We start from the raw sequence: 23,698 nt of genomic DNA on the forward strand, positions 1-23,698 counted from the left end.
GCCTTGAGGCGGCGGTGGCCGTCGTAGGTGAAGCACTGGGTGTCGGTGGTGGTGCCGTCGCGGACGGGCGACGCGTTCGGGATGTCGGGGCTGCCCGCGGGCGTGTGGGTGTGACTCCGCACGCCCGCGGGCGGAGTTCAGCTCGCGTTGGGGCCGGGGTCGCTGGTGCCGGCGCGGCCGTTCTCGAGGTGTCCGGCGTAGCGGCGGTTGAAGGACGGGTCCTCGGCGACGGTCACCGAGACGTCGTACCAGTTGGCCTGCTTGCCTGTCTGCCAGCGGAACTCGAACTCGCCGTTCGCGGGAAGGACCTTCGCGGTCGTTCCCCGGCCGCCGGGCTGGTACGCGTTGGCCAGGCGGACGGTGCGGCGGTCCTTGCTGCGGTTCTTCACCGTGACCCGGACCTGGTTGCCGTTCTCTTCGGAGAAGTTCACCGTGAGCCCGTCCAGACCGGTGCCGGCGAATTCGTACAGACTGCCGTTGGGGCCGTAGGCCGACAGTTGGTAGCGGTCGCCCGCACCCAGCTGCCAGTGGTCGCGCAGCGTGTCGTTTGCGGCGACCGTGTAGCGGCGGGGCGCGGCCTGCGGCTGAAGCCGGTCGTAGATGTACAACGCGGCGCCGAGGCGGCCGTGGTTCTCCAGCTTGAGCGCGAAGACGTCGGCCTGTCGGTGATCCTCGTTGACCAGTGTCCGGTAGCCCAGCGGGCGGGCGGGCCGGACGCCCGGTTCCTGTGTCGGCATCCGCTGGGGAACGGCCACCTGGTACGGCTTTCCCAGCCCCTGGATCGGCGCGGGCACCGGGAAGTGCGGCGGCGTGGCGTCCTTCCCGGTGAAGTCGAACGCGGAGGTGAGGTCGCCGCAGACCGAGCGGCGCCAGTCACTGATGTAGGGCGAGCGAATGCCGAAGCGCTGCTCCAGGAAACGCAGCACCGACGTATGGTCGAAGGTCTCCGAGCAGACGTAACCGCCGCGTGACCAAGGCGAGATGACCGTCATCGGCACCCGGGGGCCCAGGCCTATCGGCTGCTTGCCGCCGGGGTCCGCGCCCGGCACGAGCGGGCTCATCTCACCGTGGTGCACGTCCAGGTCCAGGAACTCGTCGGCCAGGGAGGCACGCAGGCTCTCGGAGACCATTCCTTCGCCCCCGGGCGCGCTGTGCAGGGGTGGCATGGGCGGCACGATGTGGTCATACAGGCCGTCGTTCTCGTCGTAGTTGAGAAACAGCGCGGTGCTGCCCCACACCTCCGGGTTGGCTGTCAAGGCCTCCAGTACCAGGTTGATGTAGTAGGCGCCGTCGGTCGGTGAGGCGGCGGGGTGTTCGCTGTACTTGTAGGGCGGGACGATCCAAGTGACCGCCGGGAGCGTGCCGGACTTTACGTCGGCGGCGAACTCGGCGAGTGTGTGGTTCGAGGCGCCCTTGTCCACGAGCGGGCCCCTGGCGCCTTCGGCGATCTGGAACTGCTCGAAGAACATCAGCGAGTTGTCGGTGTAGTTGTCGGTCGGAGTGCCCGGGATTCCGCTGCCACCCTGGTACAACTTCCAACCGATCCCGGCCTGTTCGAGCAGTTCGGGGTAGGTGGTCCAGGTGTAGCCGTTGGTGTCGTTGCGTTCGCCGGTGCCGGGGCCGTTGAGCTTGGTTTTCCCGTAGACGTTGCGCGGGTCCATGGTGCCCGTCCACAGGTAGATGCGGTTGGGCGCGGTGTCGGCGTGGACCGAGCAGAAGTACGCGTCGCAGATGGTGAACGCCTCGGCGAGAGCGAAGTGGTACTCCAGGTCCTGGCGCTTGAGGTGGCCCATGGTCAGGACGTCCTGCTTCTGGTTCACCCACTGGTCCTGACGGCCCTGGTTGACGGCGAGGTGCCCGCTGCTCCAGCCGTGGTCGGTGCCGGCCTGGTTCTCCGTGGTGTTGCGCGGGTCGATGTACCAGGGCAGCACTTCGGTCTCGCCGGCGGGAAGCCCGCGGTCGTGGTAGCGGCTCGTCTTCGTCTCGACGGTCGGCTGGTGGAAGACGGACTTCCCGTTCGGCAACAGCGCCGGGCGCGGGTCGGCGAAACCACGGACGCCGCGCAGGGTGCCGTAGTAGTGGTCGAAGGAGCGGTTCTCCTGCATCAGGATCACCACGTGCTTGACGTCCTGAATGGAACGGGTACGCGAAATCGCGGGCAGTGCCATTGCCTTGGCGATGGCCGGGGGGAACATCGTCGCCCCGGCCGTCGCGGCCGCTCCCGCGCCGCCGAGTTGGAGGAACCTGCGCCGTCCGAGGTGGGAGGCATTGTCGGAGGAAGTCATGGAACCGCCGTTTCCGTGTCGACTCGTGTGGACGGGTCGGCACGCTAACGACGTCTCGGCGCCTGGGGAGGAGGCAGCAGGAAGCGGGCTGTTGATCAATAAGTGAACATTCGGAGCACAAGCGCGCAGATCCGAGTGGGATCCTGCGGTGTCCATCCGTCGGGGGTCCGAGCCCGGACCCGGACCGCGGTCACCGTGCGCAGGAGCGCCGGTCACCCGTCGGTCAGCCTTTCGTTGCTCCTCCCGTCAGACCCTTGATGAAGTGCTTCTGCAGGGCGAGGTAGAACACGAGCACGGGAGGCGTCGCCAGGAACATCAGCGCGAAGACCGCGCCCAGTACCTGGTTGACCGGACCCGCCGCGTCGAGCAGACGGGTCCGGATGACGCTGACGGCCACCGAACTGAGGATCATCGGTGTGAAGAACACGCTGCGCATCGCGTTGTGGAAGCGGCCGCGCAAGTCCGGCAGGAGCGCGATCAGCAGCCCCGGCACGTTGGGGAGGATCACCACGATCAGGGTGAGGATCGCGGTGACCCGCAGCGTGGTCAGGAACTGCTGGTCGTGCAGCAGCATCCGGTAGTTGTCCAGGCCACCCAACGGCGCGGCGGATTGAACGGGTTGGCGTTGGTCAGGCTGTAGCCGATGCTGAGTCCGATCGGCGCCACGGGTCGCAGAACATCCCGCTGACCACCACACTCAACGGCGTCACGCTGACGGGCGTCCCACAGGAGGTCGTGAACGAGGCCGAGGCAACCCCGGGTGTGGAAGCCGAACTCAGGATCACCGCCGCGCGTCCGAGCGCCACCGAACGCGGCGCGTACACGAGTGCCGTGCGCCTGGTCTTCGACACCGTTCTCCCGGACTCCCCGTAGGGCGAGCAGCCCGTCCCGATATCGGGGCGGGCTGCCCCACCGTCACAGGAGTGGGGAGTGCCGCGTAGCCCGGTCGCGAAGGTGTCGGTGTTTCGGCGAAGTTGTTGTCAGTGGTTGAAGTTCTGCCGGCACAACCGAGTGGACGTCGTGCCGCTCTGGGATGCGGCGGGTGCGCCGGCGCCATGACAGGCAAGCGCGCCATCGGGGGTGTGTTCCGCCGTGCCTCCGACCCTGCGTGGCGGTTCGTGTCGCCGGGCGGGGTTTTCGTGGTCCGTGCGTGTGTGCGGGTCGGCTCGCCGGTCGTCCGATCACGTGTCGTAGCGCCGTGAGGCGGTCTGCAGTCCGCGTGTACGGCGCAGAGCGGGGCGTCGCTGTCCATGAGCGATGTTTCGCTGAGAGTCTGCTTCGTGGGGGGCTACCTGTTTCGTGCAATTCCTCCTTTTGATGGGAATTGCCCATAACAGCCGAGTTTCAGGAATATCGTGCCGATCGCCTGGAGCGGTTGCGCGCAACTGCGAGGCCGGGGCCGGCGTGGCGGTGTCGGTCTCGGTGAGCGGGATTCGGACCGCCGTGGCGGTGGCCACGGTGGGTCCCTCATCGGTCTCCCGGCCGCGCCGGCGCTCCCGAAGGCCGTGCGGCCTCCTGCCGATCCGGCCGCGGCCGGGCCTGCCGATCCGATCGGTCAGCCGTCTTCGTCCTCGTCCTCGGTGCGGTCACCTTCGGCCTGCGACGTCTCGTAGGCGTGGGCGGTCTGCTCCGATGTGGCGTCTTCGTCGGACGGGCGCATGTCGCTTTCCCGCACCACCACGCGCGGGGGCGAGTGCATTCCGTGGTGGTCGTCGTGAGGCCGGTGCTTGCTGCGCACCTCGGTGTCAGGCATGAGAACCTCCTGCGGCCCACCGCACCCGGCGGCGCCGGGTGCGGTGCCGCTACATCTTCAGTGTCCCTCTTCCATGGGGCCGTCCCGCCCCGTCGAGGACATCATCGCCGTCCGAGTTCCTGCCCTGACCGGCGCAAGGCAGCGTGACTGCGCGGCTGCGTGGTCAGGTCGTGATCCTGCGCACGTCGTAGGGCTCGGGGAAGGTCCGGGACTCGACGTATTGGCGGATCTCCTGCACCTGTTTCGGGGAACCGATGCCGGGCAACGCCACATAGGTACTGGAGTGGGCGCCGGACTCGTTGTAGCGCAGTCCGAGCGACGCAGTGGGGATTCCGTCGCCGACGAGGACCGGGTAGGTCTTCGCCGGCACCTCGTCGATCTCGGGCGGCACTGCGCCCGCGAGCAGGCCGCCGCCGGAATCCTGGACGGCCGCAGTGTTACCACCCTCTGGTACTGGGCCGGTCTGCTGCGGGAGCGTCATCTGTCGGTCACGATCCGCGAAGCGGAACTCCATGTCGAGCACACGGGCGTCTTCACCTCCGCCGGCGTCCTCGCCGGAACCGACCTGTGCCTGCACCTCCCACGCCTCGACCACGGCCGGGCGGCGGCGAACACGATGGTCGGCGGGCGAGGGTACTGCGGGGGAATGCGGCCGGGTGGGCCCTTGCTGTGTGGTTCCGTGGGTGACGCCGAGGTGATCGAGGGTCCGGGGCGGGTGGCCGCGATGTGTCGGGAGACCCTGGGGGCGGGCCGGGAATCAGACGTCCTCTGGCGGAGGATTCGTCCCTCGACATTGTCGAGATCACGTGTTGTGACGATCGGCGGTCGTTTCGTCCGCCGATCCTGGTTTCCGAGCCCGAAGCCGGGGTCACGCGGATGCTGTTGGTCCGCTCCGGCGGGTTCTTGGCGCGGGTCAACGGCCGTGAGGAGTTCACCGACCCGGTCACGGGATTCGTGCTCCGCCAAGGCGATGATGTGGCCTTCCCCCACCCGGCCCACACCCGCGACATCAGCACGATGCTCGATCTCGGCCAGGACGTCTACGGTGACCTCCTCCTGCCACCGGCCCGCGATCCTGTCGTACCGGTTACCGCCGCGCTCGATCTGGCCCACCGGCGGCTGGTCTCCGCCTGCCGGGCCGGGATCGACCGCTTCGAGGTCGCCGAGCGGGTGCATCACCTGCTCACCACAGCCCCCACCCCGCACACTCCGGCACGGACCGGGCGGCGCGCGGCCACTGTCCAGGCGCACCGCAGGCTGGTCGAACACACGCGGGCGGTGCTGATCGATGGACCGCTGACGGTGAGCCTGGAGGAACTCGGCCGCCAGGTGGGCTGCTCCCCCTTCCACCTCAGCAGGGTGTTCCATCGGGTCACCGGGCAGACCCTCAACCACTACCGCAACCGGCTACGGGTCCGCGCCGTGGCCGAAGACCTCGCCGACGGACACTCCTCACTGCGGACGCTGGCCGCCACCTACGGCTTCGCCGACCAGGCCCACCTGACCCGCGTGTTCCGCCAGCACACGGGACAGGTGCCCAGCGCGGTCCGGGCGATGCTGAGACCGGCCGGTCCGGGTGAGTGAATGTGCACAAGAATCTTCTACGCCGCCGCGGTACGGCCACGTGACGATCATCAACATGAAAGTCGCCGCCACGTGTTCCGGCCTTCGAGCCGGATCCACGCGCTGTCGCGTGGTGCGGGCTGCTCAGGACTCCGGTCCGGGCGGCCTGGGTTGCGGTCGACCTCTCCGGAGTTGGGCGCCGGAGCAATGTGTCAGCGCACGGAGCGCGTTGCGGAAGTGCCGTTTACGCCGCCACCGGCCAGGCCGAATGAGAGGGAACTCCCGTGAAATACCGCACCATCGGCGCCGACCCGGCGACGCGGCGCGAGGTGAGCGTGCTCAGTCTCGGCGCGATGTTGTTCGGGACGACCATCGACGAGGAGACGTCGTTCGCAATTCTCGATCGGTATGTCGAGGCGGGCGGCACGTTCATCGACACCGCGAACAACTACGCGTACTGGAACACCGGCAGTCAAGGCGGGGAAAGCGAGGCACTGCTCGGCCGTTGGCGGCGCAGCCGCGGTATCGGAGAGGAGATCACCATCGCCACCAAGCTCGGCGGCCGGCCGACCGCCACCACCGAGCCGACCGGCTCCACCAGCAGGCTGGTCCCCTCGGACGGCGTCGAGGGGGTGAACGCCAAGGTGATCCGCGAGGCCTCGGCCGCCAGCCGCGAGCGCCTCGGCGTGGAGAGGCTGGACCTGTTGTATGCGCACATCGGGTTCCCCGACGCTCCGTGGCAGGAGATCGTCGAGGCGTTCGGCGCACTGGTCGCAGACGGCACGGTCGACCTGCTGGGTGCCGGCAACCACTGGGCGTGGAGCGTGGAGCGGGCCAGGAACCTGGCCACAGCCGCCGGCGTGCCCGGCTACGAGGTTCTCCAGTACCACCACAGCTACCTGCGGCGACGGGGCGACCTGCCCGGCAGGCGCTCCCCCGACGGGGAGATCGGCACGATCTCCGGTGACCTGCTCAGCTATGTGCGAGCCGAGCCCGGCCTCGCGCTGGTCGCCTACTCCCCGCTGCTGGGCGGCGCCTACGTACGCCGGGACAAGCCCCTGGACGCCGGCTTCGACCATGCGGGCACGCCCGCCCGCCTCGCGGCGCTGCACCAGGTGGCCGACGAAACCGGCGCCACCCCCAACCAGGTGGTGCTGTCCTGGCTCATCGGCGGCGAGATACCGGTCATCCCCCTGGTCGGCGCATCCTCGGTGGCGCAACTGGAGGAGAGTCTGGCGGCTGTGGACCTGGAGTTGACCGGAGAGCAGCGCGCCAAACTGGACGCCGCACACTGAACCCTTCCATAACGGTCGACAACAGTGTGCGATCGCCGAAACGTCCGGCCCGGTGGCTCAACGCCCGGTAAGCCGCAAAGCCTCTGCCGGAGGTGAGCTTGACCTGCAGGTCGACTTCGTGCCGCCTTTCAGGTGGGGGCCGTAGGGCGCCAGGACGGGCACGGTGGCGTCGGCGTCCAGGGCGTTCAGGGCGTTCAGCGCGGTGGTCAGGGCGCGGGAGAGGAAGTCCCGGCCGCGGTCGAAGCGCACGTGCTCGGGCGGGCCGGCGAACGGCCCGTACGGATCGGTGTGCACGATCGCGGAGCGCAACGCGGCCGGGACAGTTGCGCTGGGCGTGGGGGCGTTTGGCGAACACGTCCGGCGCTCGGGCGGCTTCGGGGTCCTTGCGGTAGTCGATCGCTCCCCCGGCGTCGGATCCCGGCGGAGTGCGCGCAGGAACGTCGCGAGGGGAGCGGCTCCGGCAACGGCATGGCGGCCGATGGCGCGGCGCCCGGGAGCGGCATGCCGCCCGGGCGGTTCGGTGGTGAAGTGGGTGAGGCGGGGTCGCCGGCCGGCCTCCCCGCACCGGTGACCCCACGGACGCGGGTCACGAGTTCGCGGTGGATCGAGCAGGCGTTGCCGTGCCGGTAGGCCGGCGGCACCCGAAGGGGTGGGGTGATCTCGAAGCGGTCGTTGTGGCGGGCATCCGGGGGGCGGCGGTGGCGGGTGTGGTGGCATCGGCCGGCCGGCGCCACACCGTGCGCTCCGACACCCGCTGGGCGGCCTGTGCTGGTGGACGGCGACGAAGGGGGCTACCAGGGCGAAGCCGCCGGGAGAGCGCCGACGCAGCGTCTTGCGGACGAGTCCGGCGCCCTCTCGCGGCTGCCGGGGCCGTCAGGGCCGGCCGGCGTGACTCAGGAGTAGCTCGCGGACGATGTCGGCGTGTCCGGCGTGGCGGCCGGTTTCCTCGACGAGGTGGATCAGCATCCAGCGGAGGTTGGCGCCGCCGGAGTGGAACCCGGCGTGGCGGCCGATGTCGTCGAGGGACGCCCCGGCGGCGATCTCGTTGCTGCGGGCGCACTGGGCTTCATACTCCGCGAGGAGTTCGGCGAGCGGGCGGCCCTGGTGCGCCAGTCGGCGGCGTCGGTGGACTCGTCGAAGGACGGGTTCCGCCTCGCGTCGCCGCCGAGGAACAGCACCTCCAACCACATGTGCTCGGTCCAGCGCATGTGGGAGACAAGGCCGGTGATCGTCATGAGTGGTGACGCCCTTCGAAGCCGGCGCTTCGTTGCCTTCCGAGGTTCATGACGCACCCGTGCCGGCGCGACGCGCGTCGACGTTGGCCGTCATGGCCGCGAGTACGCGGGGCAGCTCGGCCACCGTCGCCTCGGTGATCCCTGCCACCGTCTCCTCGCCGAGCTTGCGCCACAACTCCTTGACCTGCTCGGCGATTTCCCGGCCGCTGTCGGTCAACTCGACGATGCTCGCGCGCTTGTCGGAAGGGGCCTGCGTGCGACGGATGTACCCCGACGCTTCCAGCTTGCGGGCCATCAGCGTGACACTCGGCGGCTCCACCCCGAGCGCCTCACTCAACTGGGCCTGGATGCGCGGGCCGGTGCGGGCGAGTTCGAGCAGAAGCGCTTCCTGGCCGGGGTGCAGTCCGAGCGGCGCGATCAGCGCCGCGGCCCGGGCCCGGTGCCGCAGGCTCAACAGTCGGATGGCCTGGTTGAGGGCATCGGCTTGTGCGAAGTCCACGGTCCTCCTCCTTGACGAAATACTTAGGCGCATAACATTATGCAGATAATCTTATGCGCGTAAGCACTCGACGCACCACCCCGAGGGCGGCTCTGGCAGCCGCACGCCTTCACGGGCCGCCGCGCGCCGTCACCTGCCCTCGTCTTGCCCAGGAGCCGTACATGACCGCCAAGATCGCCGTCGTCTACTACAGCGCCACCGGTTCGGTGCACGCTCTCGCCAAGGCCCTCGCGGACGCCGCCGCCGCGGCCGGAGCGGACGTGCGGCTGCGCCGAGCCGCCGAGCTCGCACCCGACAGCTCGATCGACGAGAACCCGCTGTGGCGCAGCCACACCGATGCCACCGCGTCCATCCCGGAAGCCGCGATCGACGACCTGGCCTGGGCCGATGCGTTCGCGTTCGGCACGCCCAGCCGATTCGGGGCGCCCGCCGCACAGCTCAAGCAGTTCCTCGACCAGGCCGGTGGCCTGTGGCGCGAGGGCGGTCTGGCGGACAAGCCCGTGACCGCCTTCACGTCGGCGTACAACCGGCACGGCGGCAGCGAGGCGACGATCCTGTCGCTGAGCAACGTCTTCTACCATTGGGGCGCGCTGATCGTGCCGCCCGGATTCACCGACCCCACCGTCTATGCGGCGGGCGGCAACCCCTATGGCACTTCCGCCGTCACAGGCCCGTCCGGGGAGGGTCCCGACGATGCGGCGCCGGCCGCGGCCGCCTACCAGGGCCGCCGCCTGGTCGCCATCACCGATCGGCTCCTCGCAGGCCGTGACATCACCGCCGACGCACCGCGTGACGGCGGCACGCCCGCTACCCGGGCCGCATGAGCCTCCGTCTGCCACAAGGGGAAGCCATGACCACCACAACCACCGAATCCACAGCCACCGCACCCCGCTCCGGCCCCGTCCGGCTGATCCTGGCCCTGGCCTGCGCGTGCCAGTTCATGGTCATCCTGGACGCGTCGATCGTGAACGTGGCGCTGCCGTCCGTCCGTCGCGACCTCGGCTTCACCTCGACCGGGCTGGCCTGGGTGGTGAACGGCTACCTGCTCACCTTCGCGGGCTTCATGCTGCTCGGCGGCCGTGCCGCCGACGTATTCGGCCACCGCCGGATGCTCGTCGCCGGGCTGTCGGTGTTCTCCGCGGCGAGCCTGGTCGGCGGCCTCGCCGGCACTCCGGAAATCCTGGTGGGCGCCCGCATCACCCAGGGTGTCGGGGCCGCAGTGCTGGCGCCGACGACTCTGGCCGTCCTCAACACCGCTTTCACCGAAGAACACGCCCGCGCCCGGGCGTTCGGCGCCTGGTCGGCCGCGGGCGGTGTCGGCGGGATGGCCGGTGCGCTGACGGGCGGCGCGCTCACCACGGGCCTGTCGTGGCGGTGGGTCTTCCTCATCAACATGCCGATCGGCGCGGTCCTCGTCGCCGTGGCGATGACCGTCCTGCCCGACGTACGCGCCGAACGCGGCACGTCGCTCGATCTGGCCGGCGCGGTCACCGGTACGGCCGGCCTCGCCGCGCTGATCTACGGTGTCATGCAGGGCACCGAATTCGGCTGGACGTCTCCGCACGTCGTCGCGCCGACCGCCGCCGGACTGGTCCTGCTGGCGGTGTTCACCGTCGTCGAGGCCCGGTTCGCCGCCCAACCGATGCTTCCGTTGCGGCTGTTCGGTCTCCGCGGTGTGGCCGTCGGGAACCTGACGCTCTTGCTGTTCGGCGGGATCACCATCGCCATGTGGTACTTCACGTCGCTGTTCCTCCAAAACGTACTCGACTACAGCGCCCTGCGTGCCGGGCTCGGCCAGACCCCGGCCGCCATTGCGTTCATGCTGGTTGCCCGACAGTCGGCGACCCTGCTTCCGCGCGTCGGTGCGCGCCTGTTGGTCCTCGGTGGCTCGGCGTGCTTTGTGGTCGGCTTCGGCCGGCTGTCCCGCGCCGGCGCGGACAGCGGCTACCTGGCGGACGTGCTCGGCCCGACGTTGCTGATCGCGGCCGGCATCGGTCTGACCTTCCCGACCTTGATGGCTGCCGCCACCGCCGGGGTCGCGGGCGGGGACGCGGGTACGGCCGGCGGTCTGGCGAACACCGCCGTCCAGGTGGGCGGATCGCTCGGGCTTGCCGCGCTCGCCACCGCCGCGGCCGCCCGGGCGGCCCATGCGTCCGATGCCAACTCGGCGAATGCCCTGGCTGACGGCTATGACCTCGTGTTCCTTGTCGCCGCAGGCCTGGCCGCGGCAATCGCCCTGGTCGGCATGCTTCTTCCGCGCCGCCGGCGCACCTGAGTGTCCACCGCAGATGCGCGGATCGACCTGGCTCTTGGCCGAGATCCACAACCCGTCTGGCTTCCGTCAGATATTCCAACCAGCCGATACGGCAACGAGGAGGCAAGTGTCGTGAGGTTCTTCCGGCGCGCGCGGCGCGGCATGGCCAGGGCCGGGGCGGTGCTGTCGGCCGCGGTCGTTCTTGTGGTCGGCTCGATCGGGCCCGCCACCGCCGGAACAGCGGAGATCAAGCGGACCCTCCACCTGACCGCGTGGCCGACCGCGTACGACTACGCCCAGACCGACGGGCGGTACATCGCCCTGGCCGCGGACACCTACGTGTGGCAGGTCATGCTCTACGACGAGACGGCCCGCAAGATCGTGCCGGGCAGCCGGAAGGAACGCCAGATCCGTCTCCGCGCCGACAGGTACTTCTGGTACTGCGCGATCTACGGCGGCGACTACTACCGCTACACGCAGAACTGCGCCCTCTGGCCCAACACGGACGAGGCAGCAAGGGCGTACCTCATCACCGAGCCCTTCAACTTCCCCACCAGCGGCCCGTACACCGTGATCAGCCGACTCATCGGCGCCTGACGGGCGCTGGCCGGAGCGCCACGGAGCAGTGCGGCCGTGGCCGTGCGCCCACGGGCCTCGACGCCGTCGAGCCGCACCGAGATCCGAGGAGAGGATCCAGGCGCGGAGCCATGACCACACCAGAAAAAGCCGGCGCGCTTGGAGGAACTGTGCCGAACGACGATCCGAGCAACGTGCGAAAGAGTGCCGAGCGGCTCGCCGCCGACCTGACCTCGGTGAACCGACAGCTGCTGTCTCTGGGAAGCGAGACCCGGCAGCTGGTCCGTTCGCTCGCGCTGCGGCCCGGCCGGGACAACAACCGGCTGCTGATTGTCGGGGCGGTGGGGGTGGAAGGCGAGGTCGTGGAGGGCGCACGACCAGGTCCGGGGCTGCGTCGGCGTCGCGGCCGGGGCTGATCCACCACGGATGTTCGAGTGCGGGCACGAGGGTCGCCAGGCGGGCGGCGGTGGGTGCCGGTCAGGCGGGCGCGCAGGTGGGTGGAGGCGCCGGGGAGGCGTGCGTCGTCGCGGTGGGCGGCGCACGCCTCCCGGTCAGGGTCGGTGCGGGCAGGGGTGGTTGGGTGGTGCGCATCGGCACGACGATCTCGACGGGCCGCCCCCGAAGCGCCGAGCCGTACGCGGCCATCGGTCGACATGTGCGTGCTCGCCGTCACCGATGATTGAATCGCCGCCATGGTCGACGCACGGATGGTCCCCATCCTCCCTTGTCCCTCGATCGACGAGATCCGCGACTTCCTTCTTCCCCTCGGCTTCGAGGTGACGTACCGGCAGATACGCCCCAACCCCTATCTCGCGCTGCGGCGCGGCGACATCGAACTGCACTACAACGGCATTCCCGGCCTTCGTCCGGAGGACTCGTACGGCTCCTGCCTCCTGGTCACACCGGACACCCGCGGTCTGTTCGAGGCGTTCTCCGCCGGCCTGCGCACGCGGTACGGCAGGCTCCCCCTCACCGGATTCCCGCGCATCACCCGACCCCGCCCACGCAAGAACTACGGCGGCCTGAGCGGGTTCAGCCTCATCGACCCCGCGGGGAACTGGATCCGTGTGGTCCGCAGCCCGGACGCACCGAAGACCGACGCACCCGACCACACCGACACGACGGATGAGCCGGCCGCCACCGAGGGCAGACTCGCGGCAGCACTGGCGAACGCGATCGTATCGGCCGACTCGCGCGGCGACGTCGCGCAGGCCGCCAGGATCCTCGCCGGCGCCATATCCCGCGAGGACCCCGCCGCGACACCCGCCGGACGAGCCGAGGCACACGCGTACCTCGCCGAACTCCACATCCGCCTCGACGACTTCGCCCGCGCCCGCGAACAACTGGACGAACTCACCCGCCTACCCCTCTCGCCGACCGACCGCAAAGCCGCCGCGTCCGCACTCGCCGCAGCCCGAGAACTCCGCGAGACCACAGCCGCCGTCCAGGCCGATTCCTGAATGGTGGCGGTCTTGTCGTATCGGCTGGATGCGCCGGCGTCGCGGTGGTTGTGGATGCGGTCGGCCGGCATCGGGGGCCGTGTGGGTCAGCCGCGGATGGCGCCTGTGGCCAGGCCGGCCGCTATTCGGCGTTGGACGAGGAGGAAGGCGACGACGACGGGCAACGCGGTCAGGGTGGCGCCGGCCATGAGGCCGCCGTAGTCGGTGCCGAAGCTCGTCTGGAAGGAGACCAGCCACACGGGCAGCGTGCGCTTGTCGTTGCTCGAGAGGAGGACGTACGCGAGGACGTACTCGTTCCACGCCTGCACCAGGCCGAAGATCGAGGTGGCGACCAGGCCGGGGGCGAGCAGCGGCAGGGTGACGCGCCGGAAGGCGCCGAGTCGGCCGCACCCGTCCACCATCGCTGCCTCCTCCAGTTCCGGGGGGATGGCCACGATGAACCCGCGCAGCATCCACACCGTGAAGGGGAGAGCGAACGCGAGGTAGGTGAGGATCACTCCGGTCAGGGTGTCGGTGAGCGCCAGGTCGTTGAGCAGCAGGTAGACGGGAATGACGAGGGCGATGAGCGGGATCGTCTGGACGGCCAACAGGACGAGGATCAACGCCCGCCGCCCGGCGAAGGCGAAACGGGCGATGGCGAAGGCGGCGAGCGTGCCGATGACCAACGAGATCAACACCGTCCCCGCGCCGACGACGACGCTGGAGCGCACGTTGGCCCAGAACGTGTCCGAGCCGATCGCCCGGCGGAAGTTGTCCAGCGTGAACGGGCCGGGCCGAAACCGCGGCGGCACGCTCAGGATTCGGCTCGCGGGCCGGAAGGCCGTCAGGACCATCCAGTACACGGGAAAGACCATGACGGCGGCGGCGATCAGCCCGACGGCGTCGGCACGGCGGCGGCGTCGACGTCGGCGGCTGTCGATGCTCATTCGACTTCTCCCGTCCGGAGGATCTGGCGCAGGTAGACCGCGGAGCCGACGAGCAGAAGCAGGACGGTGACGACGGCGATGGCGGCTCCCGCGCTGTAACGGTTGACGGCGAAGGACTCGATGAAGGAGTAGACGCCGAGCAGGCAGTAGTCGCGCTCGGGCCGGCCGCCACGCACCAGCCAGATCTGACTGAACGCGCCGAAATCCCAGATCGTCGACAGCGCCGCGACCACCACGAACAGCGGTGTGATCATCGGGAAGGTGACATGCCGAAAGAGTGTCAGTCCCCTGGCGCCGTCGACCCGCGCGGCCTCCTCCAACTCGGCGGGCACCTGGGCGAGCGCCGCGTGCAGGGTGATGGCGGCGAACGGGATCGCTCCCCAGACCACGACGGCGACGATGACGGCGAAGCCCTGCCAGGGGTCGGCGAACCAGTTGTGGCCCTGGAAGTCCGAATCGGTGAGCCGACCGAGCAGCCAGTTGATCACACCGTAGTCGGCGTCGGAGAGCCAACGGAACACCGACGCGGCGACCATGAACGGCATGGCCCACACCGCGACGAGGACGCCGATCATCACCGTTCGCGGAGCCGGTTGTCGGGCGTGCGGACACAGGGGCCGTTCGGCCCGGGGGCGTCGCGGATCGAATCCCGGACGAGAGCCTCGCGTGCGTCGCAGCCGCGTACGCGGGCCGTCCCCAGGGGTTTCGGCGCTCGCGTTCCGGCGGATGGGCAATATCCGGCAAAGGGGATCCACGGCGCGTGGCCGGTCGCTACCATCGAGTGATGGTGCGGTCGACCAACGCGGTGCCCGAGAACGGCGCCGAGTAGCGGCCGCCGTATGTCGTCGCCGTCCGGGGGGAGACGCGGTGCTCGTCGAGATTGAGCGCAAGTTCCTGTTGGCCGCTTCGGGGAGCCTTCGGCACCCGGTCCTCGACGCCGCGGAACGGGTGAACCTCGAACAGATCTACCTCAAGGTGAGCGCCCACGCGGAGGAGCGAATCAGGCGTAAGGAGGGCAAGGAGGCGGTTCACTACGCCCACACCATCCTGAGGCCGTTGCGCCCCGGAGTGCGCGAGATCGAAGAGGTGGAGATCACCGGCGATCAGTACGACGCATTGCGCGAACGCCATGATCCCGGTCGACGACCCGTGACGAAGGAACGCTGGTTCTTCACGTGGCGTGGCCAGTTGTTCGAGCTCGACGACATTCGCGAACCCGCGTCCCGTGCCTGTCGCATCCTGGAGATCCAACTCGACGACGAACGGCAAGAGGTGGTCCTGCCGGATTTCCTGCGCATCGATCGGGAAGTCACCGGAGTTCCGCAGTTCTCGAACGCCGACATCGCGCGAGGGTGAGGTCGTGGTCTCCGCCATGCATCCCGCGGCTTCGGTCGCCAACCTCGCCGAACAGGAGGAGATGCACGCGTGCGGCCGCCGGGGCGCCCTCGCCGACGCGCTCGCTCCGTTCGAGCAGCGACGAGTCGTCGGCGAACTCCTGCGGACGATCCTTGCGAGCGAGGCCGGATTGGCCGCCGTCGCGGCGAAGTCGTACCGCCATCCGAACGGCTTCTCGAAGGTCGTCCTCGCCTCGGGTCCGCATCACCAGTTGCGATTGCACATTTGGTGGATGCGCGAGGCGACCCGGCACGACACCGCCAATGTGCACAATCACCGTTGGGACTTCTCCTCGTTGTTGCTCACCGGAGGCTACCGCTACCAGCAGTTCGTTCCCCTGGATCCGGTGATGCCGGCCTCGGTCGCGCCCGGTGCCGAACCGGGGATCGAACCAGGGGTCGAACGGGCGCGGGAACCGGGACTCGAACGAGGATCCGAACCGGGGCAACCGTTCCACGCCTACGCGTACCACTCCGCCGACGACTCCTCCTCGTACTCGCTGATCCCCCGAGGTACGCGCCGACTGCTGTGCGTCTTCGACGCCGACCTGGCGGCCGGCACCAAGTACGAACTCTCGGCCGACGTGCTGCACCGGGTGCTGGGCGACCCGTCACGCACGACCGCGAGCCTGGTCCTTCAGGGACGGGACCGCCGCGCGAGCGTCGACGTCTTCGCCCGGAGCGGCCTGCCGGCCGGCCCGGCAATCGCGCTCACGCCGTTCTCGCCGCCCTGCCTGGCCCGCCAACTGACCTTCCTGCTGGAGCACTTGGAGGGTGTCGAATTCTCGGAGGACGCCTCGTGTTGACCCGGGTCGACCTCATCCTGCTCGCCCCGGACGGCGACTGGTTCGTGTTCCGGGCCGACGGATCCCGTCTGGGGTACGTGCGGCTGGACCTCACCGCCACCGGCGCGGACCGCACGATCGGTTTCGACGCACTCGTCCAAAACCACGCGTCGCGGATTCTGGGGGTGGACGTCTCGTACGTGGGCCTGCTCGCGTGCGAACGTGTCGACGACACGGTGGTGCTCGTCGCGGTCGCCACCGTCCGGCCGGCGCAGGTCACGCTCCCAGGCGACCGGCAGTTGCGCGTGTTGAGCTTCGCGGACGCGGCCGGTCGGGGGACCGACATCGACCACGCGGCCCACCTGGTCACGGCACGCGACTGGTGCCGGGCGGCCGGCTCGGCCACCGACCTGACGATGTCGATCCAGCGCGCGTTCACGATGTCCGTCGCCTACCTGGACAGCCACCTGTCGATCGAGAATGGCCAGTGGGGATGGAACCAGTACCAGGACGGCCGATCCATCGGCGTGCTGTCCACCGCCGAAGCCCTGCTCGCGCACATCTACGCCGGGGCCCAAGGGGAATTCGTCACCCGACCGGCGCAAACGCTCGAGGCCGTACAAAATCCGGACGGCGGTTGGCGGGTGCGTAGTTCGCTGATCGGCGGCCAGAGCAGCCTGTCGATCATCGAGAGCACCGCCGCGTCACTGATGGCCCTGCGCGAAGCCGGCCGCTCGGCCGCGGATCCCACGATCGCCCGAGGGATCGCCTGGTTGGAGGCTCGGCAACGCACGGACGGCGGTTGGTCGTCGTCGCCGGCGGACGATCAGTCGATGGTCTTTCCGACCACTGTCGCGGTGCGGGCCCTGGCCGGTTTCGGCCGGATGGACGCCATGACCAGGGGCGTTTCCTGGTTGCGCCACGCACAGTGCCCCAACGGCGGCTGGGGCGCGTCCGCGCGCGCCACCGACAGCAACGGGACCCCGTCCGCCGCGTACACGGGCTACGCGATCGTCGCCCTGCTGGCCGCCCAGTCGCCGGCCACCGACCCGGCCGTGGTCGCCGGCTGCGACCATTTGATCGAGACGTTCGACGCCTTCAAGGACGAGCCGTGGGAGTCGACCACGGCCAACACCTCCGTCGACCCCTCCCGTTCGATCCGCATGGACTACCGGCACTTCGGCACGCCATGGGCGTTGACGGCGCTGAGCCTCGCGGGGCACGGCCTCGACGAGGCGATCATGCTGGACGGGGTCCGTCGGTTGCTCGCGCTGCAACAGGCCAACGGTACGTGGAAGTGCAGTGTCACGGCCCCCGAATCCCCACCCGTGTGGGCCACGCACGACGCGGTTCTGGCCCTGCGTACCGTGTTGCGGGCCGGAACCCGCGACCTCGTGCCGGTCGCCGTCGCCCGATACGTCGAACGCGACCGTCGCGCGACGCTGGCCTGTCTCGCCCACCAAAGCGCCTGGATCTCCGGGCACTCGGCCGCGCCGGCCGACGGCCGCAGTCGATGGTCGACCGCGTTGCTGTCCACGCTCGCGGTCGCGGGCGCGGCCCTGATCCTGTGGCAGGGAGGCGTGTTCGCACAGTTGGGGTCGAGTTCCTCGGCCCGACAGGCGTGGGCTGCGGTGGCGAGCATCGTGCTGCCGGTCGTCAGCGCCACGATCCCCGCCATCGTCGCCGAGGAACATCGGCTCAGACGTGCCGGCAACACGGCCGGGCCCGGGACGCAATGAGCATGGGCCCCGAACCCGGCGGAGCCCGGACGAGCGACCTCGGGCCGGGTCGGGACCCGCTTCCGCCCATGGCCCGCGAGTCGGCGGTCGCCCGCGAGGCGGCGCGGGAGGCCGGGCAGGCCTTGCGTGAGCGGTTCGGGTCACGCTCGATCACCGCGCACAAGGGCCTCAACGACGTCCAACTGGAAGCCGACCTCGCCGCCCAGCGCATCATTGTTCGACATCTGCTGGAAGCCTTCCCGCACCATGGCGTGGTGGCCGAGGAGGAGCCGTACACCCACTGGTCGGATCAGCCGTTCGTCTGGGCGGTGGATCCGCTCGACGGAACCAACAACTTCGGCTATGGCATCGCTCACTGTGCGATCGCCATCAGTTTGTTCGACCGTGATCGGGTCCGGCTCGCCCTGGTGCTCGACCCGTTGTCACAGCGCGAGTACGTGGCCACGGCGCACTCACCGCTGCCGAGCGTGCCGACGACGGAGGTGGCCATGGAGGAGGCCGTCGTCTCCCTGGTCACCAACTACTCCGATACCGGATACGAATGGTTTCGTCGAGCCGACGCCCTGGCCGCGAAGGGGTGCCGCCGAGCGGTGAACCTGTGGGCGCCCGCGCTCGACCTCGCCCTCGTGGCGAGCGGCGCCATCGACGCGATGGTGTGCCACGCGGGCTATCTTCTCGACGTCTGCGGAGGACTCTTCCTGGTGCAGTCGGCCGGTGGTTGTGTGCTGGATCGGGACGGATATCCGTTCACCGCGCGGCGCTCCATGCACGACAAACCCCTGTCGTTCGTCGCGGCACGCAGCAGCGCACTGGCCCACCGGTTGCTGGAGGCCGGGTTCCTCTCCGACTGAAATGGGCCGCCTGACCGTGACGCCGGTCGCCGCGTGACGCCGTAGCGGAGATGGCCGACCTGTTGAAGGACCTGACGGAGCGCATCGGCGCGACGTTCGTGTACGCGGGCATCGACGTGGCCGCCACACCGTTGTTCGCGGTCCGGGGTCACGGTGGAAGCGCGGCCTCGCAGACCGGGGACCAGGCGGACCCCTTGCTCCACAAGGGGAAGGCCGTCCTGGTGCGGCGTCGCAGCGCGTGACGGCGGTAGCGCGCGGTCGCGGCGTAGCGAGGCGGCCACGATGGCCCCGAGCTTGCGGCGCATGGCGGCGACGCGGTCGCGGAGTTCGGCGGTGGCCCGCACCGCGGCCGCCGCCGGGTTGTTCGGCTCGTGCGTCAGGCCCGTGGTCGACGAGCCCAGCACGAGCAGGCGTGCGCGCCGGCCGATGGCCTGCCGGACGTTCTTGGTGCCGAAGAACAGCCCCTCCGGCAGATGCACGGCCGGCGGGACCCGGTCGTGCATGATTGCCGCGAAGGTCTCTGCGGGCAGCACGAAGAACCGGGACCGCTCGGTGACCCGCATCGAGTTTTTGTAGACCTGCGGGACCTGGTCGTTGAGGTAGGCATGGAAGGCGCCCGCGTACACACCGCGCCCGGATCGTCGTCCACGGTCGGGATCACCGCGCGCCGCGTCGGCGTCCTTGGCCATGTCCACCTCCAGGGGGCTTGTCGGCTTCCGGATGTTCGGACCGAACTCGGGTTGGGTGCGGTGTGGCGATCCGTCCGTGCACGGCACGGTTGCGATGACGCCCGGTCAGCCGGTGTTCTCGGCGCGCAGCATCCAGTGGTGCTTCTCCAGGGCCGCGGCGGTGGCGACGAGGAGGTCCTGCGAGACCGGGTCGAGGCCTTCGGTGTCGGCGATGCGTCGGCGTATCCGCGCGGAAGAGGCCCCGACGGCGGTAGTGAAGGCGGCCACGACGTCGGTGTCGGCCACGGGGCCGGCCGGCAGGTCCGCGGAGGCGCCGGTATCGGCGGTCGTGGACGGGCGGCCGTCGGGTGCGAATCCGATGGTGGCGGCGCGTTCGGCCACGGTGTCGGCGAGGGTTCGTGCCGTCTCGACGATGTCGTCGAGTTGGAGGTGCACGGGCCGAAAGCGTGGGCCGTACAGGTTCCAGTGGGCCTGTTTGGCGGTCGCGGCGAGGTGGAGCAGGTCGGTCAGGGTGCCCTGGAGCGCGGTGCCGACGACGTCGCGGTCGCGGGCGGGCAGCAGGGAAGGTGCGTCGGGCATTGGTACTCCGGTGGTCGGCGCCGTGTACGGCGGAGTGTCAGGCTTCGTGGTCGTGCGGGGCGCCGAGGGGCAGCCGGCGGATCCGGTCGCGCACGTCGTGGGGGGCGGCGGCGAGTGCGCGTTCGATGCCGGGGCGGCCTTCGGTGAAGTGCCGCCGGCCCTCGTAGTGCACGGGGAACGCGGTGCGCGGACGGAGTTCGGCGCACAGGCGCATGGCTTGGCGGGCGGTCACGGTGTAGCGGAGTGGGCCGGTGACGGGAAAGCGCACGCCGCCCAGGTGCAGCAGCGCGGTCCCCACAGTGAAGCGGCGGGCGACCTCGCGTACCCCGTCGAACAGGACGGTGTCGCCGGAGATCCACAGCGCTCCGTGGCGTTGCCCCTCCCAGGTGAGCGCGAAGCCGGTGACCTGGCCGACGAACGCCCCGGACAACGGCGGCCCGTGCCGGGCCGGGGTCGCGGTGATCTCCAGGTCCGGGCGCCCGGGCGCGGTCAGCCGGGTGCTCTGCCAGGGTGCCAGTGCGCGGGCGTTCGGGCCGAGGCGGCGGGCCCCGGCGGGTGTGGTCACCACCGTTCGCGCGGCGGCGGCGACCGTACGGCCGGCGTCGTCGAGGTTGTCGGCGTGGTGGTCGTGGGTCAGCAGCACGGCGTCGACCTCGGGCAGCTCGGCGGGCGGCAGGGCGGGGCCGGTCTCCTTGCGGGAGGACGTGCCTCAGCCGAACGCGTAGCTGCGCCCCGGCGGGTCGAACGTCGGGTCGGTCGGCAGCGTCCAACCGCCGGTCTCGATCAGGACGGTCGGCCCGCCGATGTGCGTGATGCGGACGTCGCTCACAGGGTTCTCCTTGGATGGTCCGGGCCCGGGGCGCGCACGACCTGCAGGCGCCCCGGGCCCGGTGTCACGACGACGGCGCTGGTGTTCAGGCGTGTGCGAGCGCCCAGTCCAGGGCGTGGTCGGCGACTTCTTCCCACCCGTCCTGGGCCGGCATCAGGTGCGAGCGCCCGGGGAAGACGACGTGTTCGGTGACCGTGCCGGAGGCCTTGTAGTGCTTGGCGTTGGATGCCTGGACCTTGGGCGGCATGAGGTGGTCGTTCTCGCCGGAGACGAACAGCAGGGGCTTGCGGTCCGGGTTGCGGTAGTCGACGTAGGTGTCGGTGTGGCCGGGGCGGACGTTGGCCGGCGCGCTGCCGAAGAACACGTGCCCGGAGGCGGGCACGTGGTAGCGCTCGTACGCCGCCTTGGCCTGGTCCTCGGGGAAGGTGTTGGTGAACGTGTAGCGCCACTGGTCGTAGGTGAGGCCGACGGCCTTGTGTCGGTTGGCGGGGTTCCGCAGGATCGGGAAGGTGGCGCGGATCTGGGACAGGGGGGCGACGGCGACGCCTTCGGTGGGTGCGGAGTTCATGGCCACCCCGCACGCGCCGTAGCCGTGGTCGAGGAGGATCTGCGTGAACACCCCGCCGGCCGAGTGCCCCATGAGGATCGGCGGGGCGCCCACGTCGCGGATGACTTCCTTCAACGAGCGGATGATCTCGCCCACTTCGAGGTGCTCGATGGCGGTGGGGTCGGCGTTGAGGGACTCGACCTCCGCCTCGAACCCCGGGTAGGCGGGGGCCAGCACGCGAAACCCCTGGGCCTTGTAGTGCGTGATCCAGTGCTCCCAGCTCCGGGGGGTGACCCAGAAGCCGTGGATGAGGACGATCGTGTCGGGCGACGTACCGGTCATAAGGAGTCCTCACGGAAGGCGGTGGGTGGAGTCGGACGTGTCGCGGTCCGGCGGATGCGTACGTGCACGAATTGCCCTGGTGGTGCGAGGAGGAGGCCGCTCAGGAGGCCAGGAACGCCAGCAGGTCGGCGTTGAACTCGTCCTTGAAGTCGCCGTACAGGCCGTGCGGGCGGCCCGGGTAGATCTTGAGCGTGGCGTCCTTGACGAGTTCGGCCGACTTCAGCGCCGACGCGACGATCGGGACGATCTGGTCGTCGTCTCCGTGGGCGATGAGGGTGGGGACGTCGATGCGCTTGAGGTCCTCGGTCAGGTCCGTCTCCGAGAAGGCCTTGATGCAGTCGAGCGCGCCCTTGATGCCGACCTGCATGGACTGCGCCCAGAACGCGCGGGAGATGCCCTCGGACACCTGCGCGCCGTCCCGGTTGAAGCCGTAGAACGGGAAGCTCAGGTCGTAGTAGAACTGCGAGCGATCGGCCGAGACCCCGGCACGGATGCCGTCGAACACCTCGATCGGCAGGCCCTCGGGGTTGGCGTCGGTCTTGAGCATCAGCGGCGGGACGGCGCCGAGCAGGACCGCCTTGGCGACCCGGTCGGTGCCGTACCGGCCCATGTAGCGGGTGACCTCGCCGCCGCCGGTGGAGTGGCCGACGAGCACGATGTCGCGCAGGTCCAGGGTCTCGATCAGCTGGGCGAGGTCGTCGGCGTAGGTGTCCATGTCGTTGCCGTTCCACGGCTGTGAGGAGCGCCCGTGGCCGCGGCGGTCGTGCGCGATGGCGCGGTAGCCGTGGGCGGCCACCAGGTTGAGCTGCTCGTCCCACGCGTCGGCGTTGAGCGGCCAGCCGTGGCTGAACACCACGGGCTGCCCCTGGCCCCAGTCCTTGTGGAAGATCTCGGTGCCGTCGTTCGTCGTGATGAAAGGCATGGCTGTTCCTCTCGCGAATGGCGTGCGGGGTGGTGGCGAAGGGCGGCTTCGCGGACCCCGGTGGGGCGGCGCCGCTTGCCAACTGACGCTAAGTCGGCTTCGAGCGTCCTGGCATCCGACATTTGACTGCACCCGTTTGCCGCGTGCATGCCGCCGAAGTGCAGTACGACGACCGACGCGCAGACCCGCGGTGGGCCCGCAGTCTCGAAGCACCCCAGTCGGGCTCGCCAACGTCAGGAGTACGCAATGAAGCCGTCCCGCCGCTCGCACCGGACCCTCGCCATAGTCGCCACCTCGATCGCGCTCCTCGCCGGCACCGGAGCCGCCGTCGCGCACGGCGATCCGTCCTCCGAGAGCAAGCGCCCCTCCGGGCCGAAGCCGACCGTCGTCCTGGTCCACGGGGTGTTCGCCGACGCCTCGGGCTTCAGCGCGGTGATCGAGAGGCTGCAGCGCGCCGGCTACCCGGTCGTCGCGCCGGCCAATCCGCTGCGCGACCTGCCTGCCGACGCGGCGTACATCTCCAGCGTGATCGACAGCATCACCGGCCCGGTCATCCTGGCCGGACACTCCTACGGCGGCGCGGTCATCACGAACGCCGCCCGCGGCCACGCCAACGTCAAGGCCCTGGTCTACCTGGGCGCTTTCGCGCTCGACGAGGGCGAGACCCCGCTCGGCATCGCGACGCGGTTCCCGGGCAGCGAGCTCGGCGCGGCGCTGGACGTGAAGCAGTACCCGCTCGGCGACGGCAAGTACGGTCATGACGGCTACATCAAGGCGGACAAGTTCCGCGCCGTGTTCGCCGCCGATCTGCCCGCGTCCCAGACCCGGGTGATGGCCGCAGCGCAGCGGCCGGGCAGCGTCGAGGGGCTGTCCGGCGGCAGCGGCGCCCCGGCCTGGAAGACCCTGCCGTCCTGGTACCTGATCCCGCGCGGGGACAAGGTCATCCCCCCGGACGCGCAGCGCTTCATGGCCCGGCGCGCGAACAGCACGGTGCAGGAGATCGACTCCTCGCACGTGGTGATGATGTCGCATCCCGACGCGGTCTACCGGGTCATCGTCGGCGCGGCCCGCGCGACCGGCTGACCGCGGCATCGCCCGCCCCGGCCCGGGGCCGATCCCGCCAATCGGGCCATGGTGACCCCGACCTCCGGCCGGGCACGCGCCGGCGGGCCCGG

24 protein-coding genes and 4 pseudogenes are annotated in these 23,698 nt (G+C 70.1%); 14 read left to right on the plus strand and 14 right to left on the minus strand.

Annotated features, from left to right (window positions below; translation table 11 throughout):
• Positions 1–137: 137 nt before the first annotated feature.
• Positions 138–2,285: a phosphocholine-specific phospholipase C gene (locus ACWGR4_RS42430; RefSeq protein ID WP_452132045.1), complete on the minus strand. Its 2,148-nt coding sequence runs from the start codon at positions 2,283–2,285 to the stop codon at positions 138–140.
• A gap of 223 nt (positions 2,286–2,508) precedes the next feature.
• Positions 2,509–2,619, minus strand: a pseudogene (locus ACWGR4_RS42435) (carbohydrate ABC transporter permease); the annotation flags it as partial.
• 401 nt (positions 2,620–3,020) lie between these two features.
• On the opposite strand from ACWGR4_RS42435, the gene ACWGR4_RS42440 reads away from it, so the two are divergent.
• Entirely contained in the window at positions 3,021–3,158 is a 138-nt protein-coding gene (locus tag ACWGR4_RS42440; RefSeq protein WP_452132046.1) for a hypothetical protein, read from the plus strand.
• 682 nt (positions 3,159–3,840) lie between these two features.
• Here the strand turns inward: ACWGR4_RS42440 and ACWGR4_RS42445 are convergent.
• Positions 3,841–4,038 (minus strand): hypothetical protein, encoded by a 198-nt coding sequence (locus ACWGR4_RS42445; protein WP_380000136.1) that lies wholly within the window; start codon positions 4,036–4,038, stop codon positions 3,841–3,843.
• A gap of 163 nt (positions 4,039–4,201) precedes the next feature.
• Positions 4,202–4,615, minus strand: a complete 414-nt coding sequence (locus ACWGR4_RS42450) for a hypothetical protein (protein WP_452132047.1) — start codon at positions 4,613–4,615, stop codon at positions 4,202–4,204.
• Positions 4,616–4,914: 299 nt separating this feature from the next.
• Between ACWGR4_RS42450 and ACWGR4_RS42455 the strand changes: the two genes are divergently transcribed.
• Both ACWGR4_RS42455 and ACWGR4_RS42460 read left to right on the plus strand, forming a co-directional pair.
• Positions 4,915–5,622: a helix-turn-helix transcriptional regulator gene (locus ACWGR4_RS42455; RefSeq protein WP_452132048.1), complete on the plus strand. Its 708-nt coding sequence runs from the start codon at positions 4,915–4,917 to the stop codon at positions 5,620–5,622.
• Between the two features lie 263 nt (positions 5,623–5,885).
• Positions 5,886–6,896 (plus strand): aldo/keto reductase, encoded by a 1,011-nt coding sequence (locus tag ACWGR4_RS42460; protein WP_452132049.1) that lies wholly within the window; start codon positions 5,886–5,888, stop codon positions 6,894–6,896.
• 57 nt (positions 6,897–6,953) lie between these two features.
• Here the strand turns inward: ACWGR4_RS42460 and ACWGR4_RS42465 are convergent, their stop codons facing one another.
• The 3 genes and pseudogenes from ACWGR4_RS42465 to ACWGR4_RS42475 form a co-directional block, all read right to left on the minus strand.
• On the minus strand, positions 6,954–7,190 hold the full coding sequence (locus ACWGR4_RS42465) for a hypothetical protein (protein WP_452132050.1): 237 nt from the start codon (positions 7,188–7,190) through the stop codon (positions 6,954–6,956).
• 579 nt (positions 7,191–7,769) lie between these two features.
• Positions 7,770–8,140, minus strand: a pseudogene (locus ACWGR4_RS42470) (mycothiol transferase); the annotation flags it as partial.
• Between the two features lie 37 nt (positions 8,141–8,177).
• On the minus strand, positions 8,178–8,630 hold the full coding sequence (locus ACWGR4_RS42475) for a MarR family winged helix-turn-helix transcriptional regulator (protein ID WP_452132051.1): 453 nt from the start codon (positions 8,628–8,630) through the stop codon (positions 8,178–8,180).
• 161 nt (positions 8,631–8,791) lie between these two features.
• Between ACWGR4_RS42475 and wrbA the strand changes: the two genes are divergently transcribed.
• The 5 genes from wrbA to ACWGR4_RS42500 all read left to right on the plus strand — a co-directional run bounded on the left by wrbA (position 8,792) and on the right by ACWGR4_RS42500 (position 12,920).
• The gene (wrbA, locus tag ACWGR4_RS42480; RefSeq protein WP_452132052.1) at positions 8,792–9,454 is read left to right on the plus strand and encodes an NAD(P)H:quinone oxidoreductase; all 663 of its coding nucleotides are present in this window, start codon (positions 8,792–8,794) and stop codon (positions 9,452–9,454) included.
• 26 nt (positions 9,455–9,480) lie between these two features.
• Positions 9,481–10,905 (plus strand): MFS transporter, encoded by a 1,425-nt coding sequence (locus ACWGR4_RS42485; protein ID WP_452132053.1) that lies wholly within the window; start codon positions 9,481–9,483, stop codon positions 10,903–10,905.
• Between the two features lie 111 nt (positions 10,906–11,016).
• A complete protein-coding gene (locus tag ACWGR4_RS42490) occupies positions 11,017–11,481 on the plus strand; it encodes a hypothetical protein (RefSeq protein ID WP_452132054.1) in 465 nt (154 codons plus the stop codon).
• A gap of 110 nt (positions 11,482–11,591) precedes the next feature.
• The gene (locus ACWGR4_RS42495; RefSeq protein WP_452132055.1) at positions 11,592–11,876 is read left to right on the plus strand and encodes a hypothetical protein; all 285 of its coding nucleotides are present in this window, start codon (positions 11,592–11,594) and stop codon (positions 11,874–11,876) included.
• Between the two features lie 276 nt (positions 11,877–12,152).
• Positions 12,153–12,920: a VOC family protein gene (locus tag ACWGR4_RS42500; RefSeq protein ID WP_380000159.1), complete on the plus strand. Its 768-nt coding sequence runs from the start codon at positions 12,153–12,155 to the stop codon at positions 12,918–12,920.
• 86 nt (positions 12,921–13,006) lie between these two features.
• Here the strand turns inward: ACWGR4_RS42500 and ACWGR4_RS42505 are convergent, their stop codons facing one another.
• Together ACWGR4_RS42505 and ACWGR4_RS42510 are read right to left on the minus strand one after the other, a co-directional pair.
• A complete protein-coding gene (locus ACWGR4_RS42505) occupies positions 13,007–13,846 on the minus strand; it encodes a carbohydrate ABC transporter permease (protein WP_452132056.1) in 840 nt (279 codons plus the stop codon).
• Positions 13,843–14,421: a carbohydrate ABC transporter permease gene (locus ACWGR4_RS42510; protein ID WP_452132057.1), complete on the minus strand. Its 579-nt coding sequence runs from the start codon at positions 14,419–14,421 to the stop codon at positions 13,843–13,845. Before ACWGR4_RS42510 ends, ACWGR4_RS42505 begins: the two co-directional genes overlap by 4 nt.
• A 292-nt stretch (positions 14,422–14,713) precedes the next feature.
• Between ACWGR4_RS42510 and ACWGR4_RS42515 the strand changes: the two genes are divergently transcribed.
• The 5 genes and pseudogenes from ACWGR4_RS42515 to ACWGR4_RS42535 form a co-directional block, all read left to right on the plus strand.
• Positions 14,714–15,202: a hypothetical protein gene (locus ACWGR4_RS42515; protein WP_452132058.1), complete on the plus strand. Its 489-nt coding sequence runs from the start codon at positions 14,714–14,716 to the stop codon at positions 15,200–15,202.
• Between the two features lie 4 nt (positions 15,203–15,206).
• Complete coding sequence (locus tag ACWGR4_RS42520) at positions 15,207–16,046, plus strand: hypothetical protein (RefSeq protein ID WP_380000167.1); 840 nt, start codon at positions 15,207–15,209, stop codon at positions 16,044–16,046.
• The gene (locus tag ACWGR4_RS42525; protein WP_380000169.1) at positions 16,040–17,764 is read left to right on the plus strand and encodes a prenyltransferase/squalene oxidase repeat-containing protein; all 1,725 of its coding nucleotides are present in this window, start codon (positions 16,040–16,042) and stop codon (positions 17,762–17,764) included. The genes ACWGR4_RS42520 and ACWGR4_RS42525 overlap by 7 nt, the downstream gene beginning before the upstream one ends.
• Before the next feature lie 68 nt (positions 17,765–17,832).
• On the plus strand, positions 17,833–18,615 hold the full coding sequence (locus ACWGR4_RS42530; RefSeq protein WP_452132059.1) for an inositol monophosphatase family protein: 783 nt from the start codon (positions 17,833–17,835) through the stop codon (positions 18,613–18,615).
• 44 nt (positions 18,616–18,659) lie between these two features.
• A pseudogene (locus tag ACWGR4_RS42535) lies at positions 18,660–18,764 on the plus strand (ATP/GTP-binding protein); the annotation flags it as partial.
• 108 nt (positions 18,765–18,872) lie between these two features.
• Here ACWGR4_RS42535 and ACWGR4_RS42540 read toward each other — a convergent pair.
• The 5 genes and pseudogenes from ACWGR4_RS42540 to ACWGR4_RS42560 form a co-directional block, all read right to left on the minus strand.
• A pseudogene (locus tag ACWGR4_RS42540) lies at positions 18,873–19,259 on the minus strand (histidine kinase); the annotation flags it as partial.
• 150 nt (positions 19,260–19,409) lie between these two features.
• Positions 19,410–19,883: a Dps family protein gene (locus tag ACWGR4_RS42545; RefSeq protein WP_380000173.1), complete on the minus strand. Its 474-nt coding sequence runs from the start codon at positions 19,881–19,883 to the stop codon at positions 19,410–19,412.
• Between the two features lie 37 nt (positions 19,884–19,920).
• Complete coding sequence (locus tag ACWGR4_RS42550) at positions 19,921–20,559, minus strand: MBL fold metallo-hydrolase (protein ID WP_452132063.1); 639 nt, start codon at positions 20,557–20,559, stop codon at positions 19,921–19,923.
• A 238-nt stretch (positions 20,560–20,797) separates the two neighbouring features.
• The gene (locus ACWGR4_RS42555) at positions 20,798–21,601 is read right to left on the minus strand and encodes an alpha/beta hydrolase (protein WP_452132060.1); all 804 of its coding nucleotides are present in this window, start codon (positions 21,599–21,601) and stop codon (positions 20,798–20,800) included.
• A 100-nt stretch (positions 21,602–21,701) separates the two neighbouring features.
• Positions 21,702–22,523, minus strand: coding sequence for an alpha/beta fold hydrolase (locus tag ACWGR4_RS42560; protein WP_452132061.1), 822 nt, complete (start codon positions 22,521–22,523; stop codon positions 21,702–21,704).
• A gap of 246 nt (positions 22,524–22,769) precedes the next feature.
• Between ACWGR4_RS42560 and ACWGR4_RS42565 the strand changes: the two genes are divergently transcribed.
• Positions 22,770–23,606: an alpha/beta fold hydrolase gene (locus tag ACWGR4_RS42565; protein WP_380000181.1), complete on the plus strand. Its 837-nt coding sequence runs from the start codon at positions 22,770–22,772 to the stop codon at positions 23,604–23,606.
• Positions 23,607–23,698: the final 92 nt, after the last annotated feature.

It is taken from the genome of Embleya sp. NPDC055664, assembly GCF_053618075.1.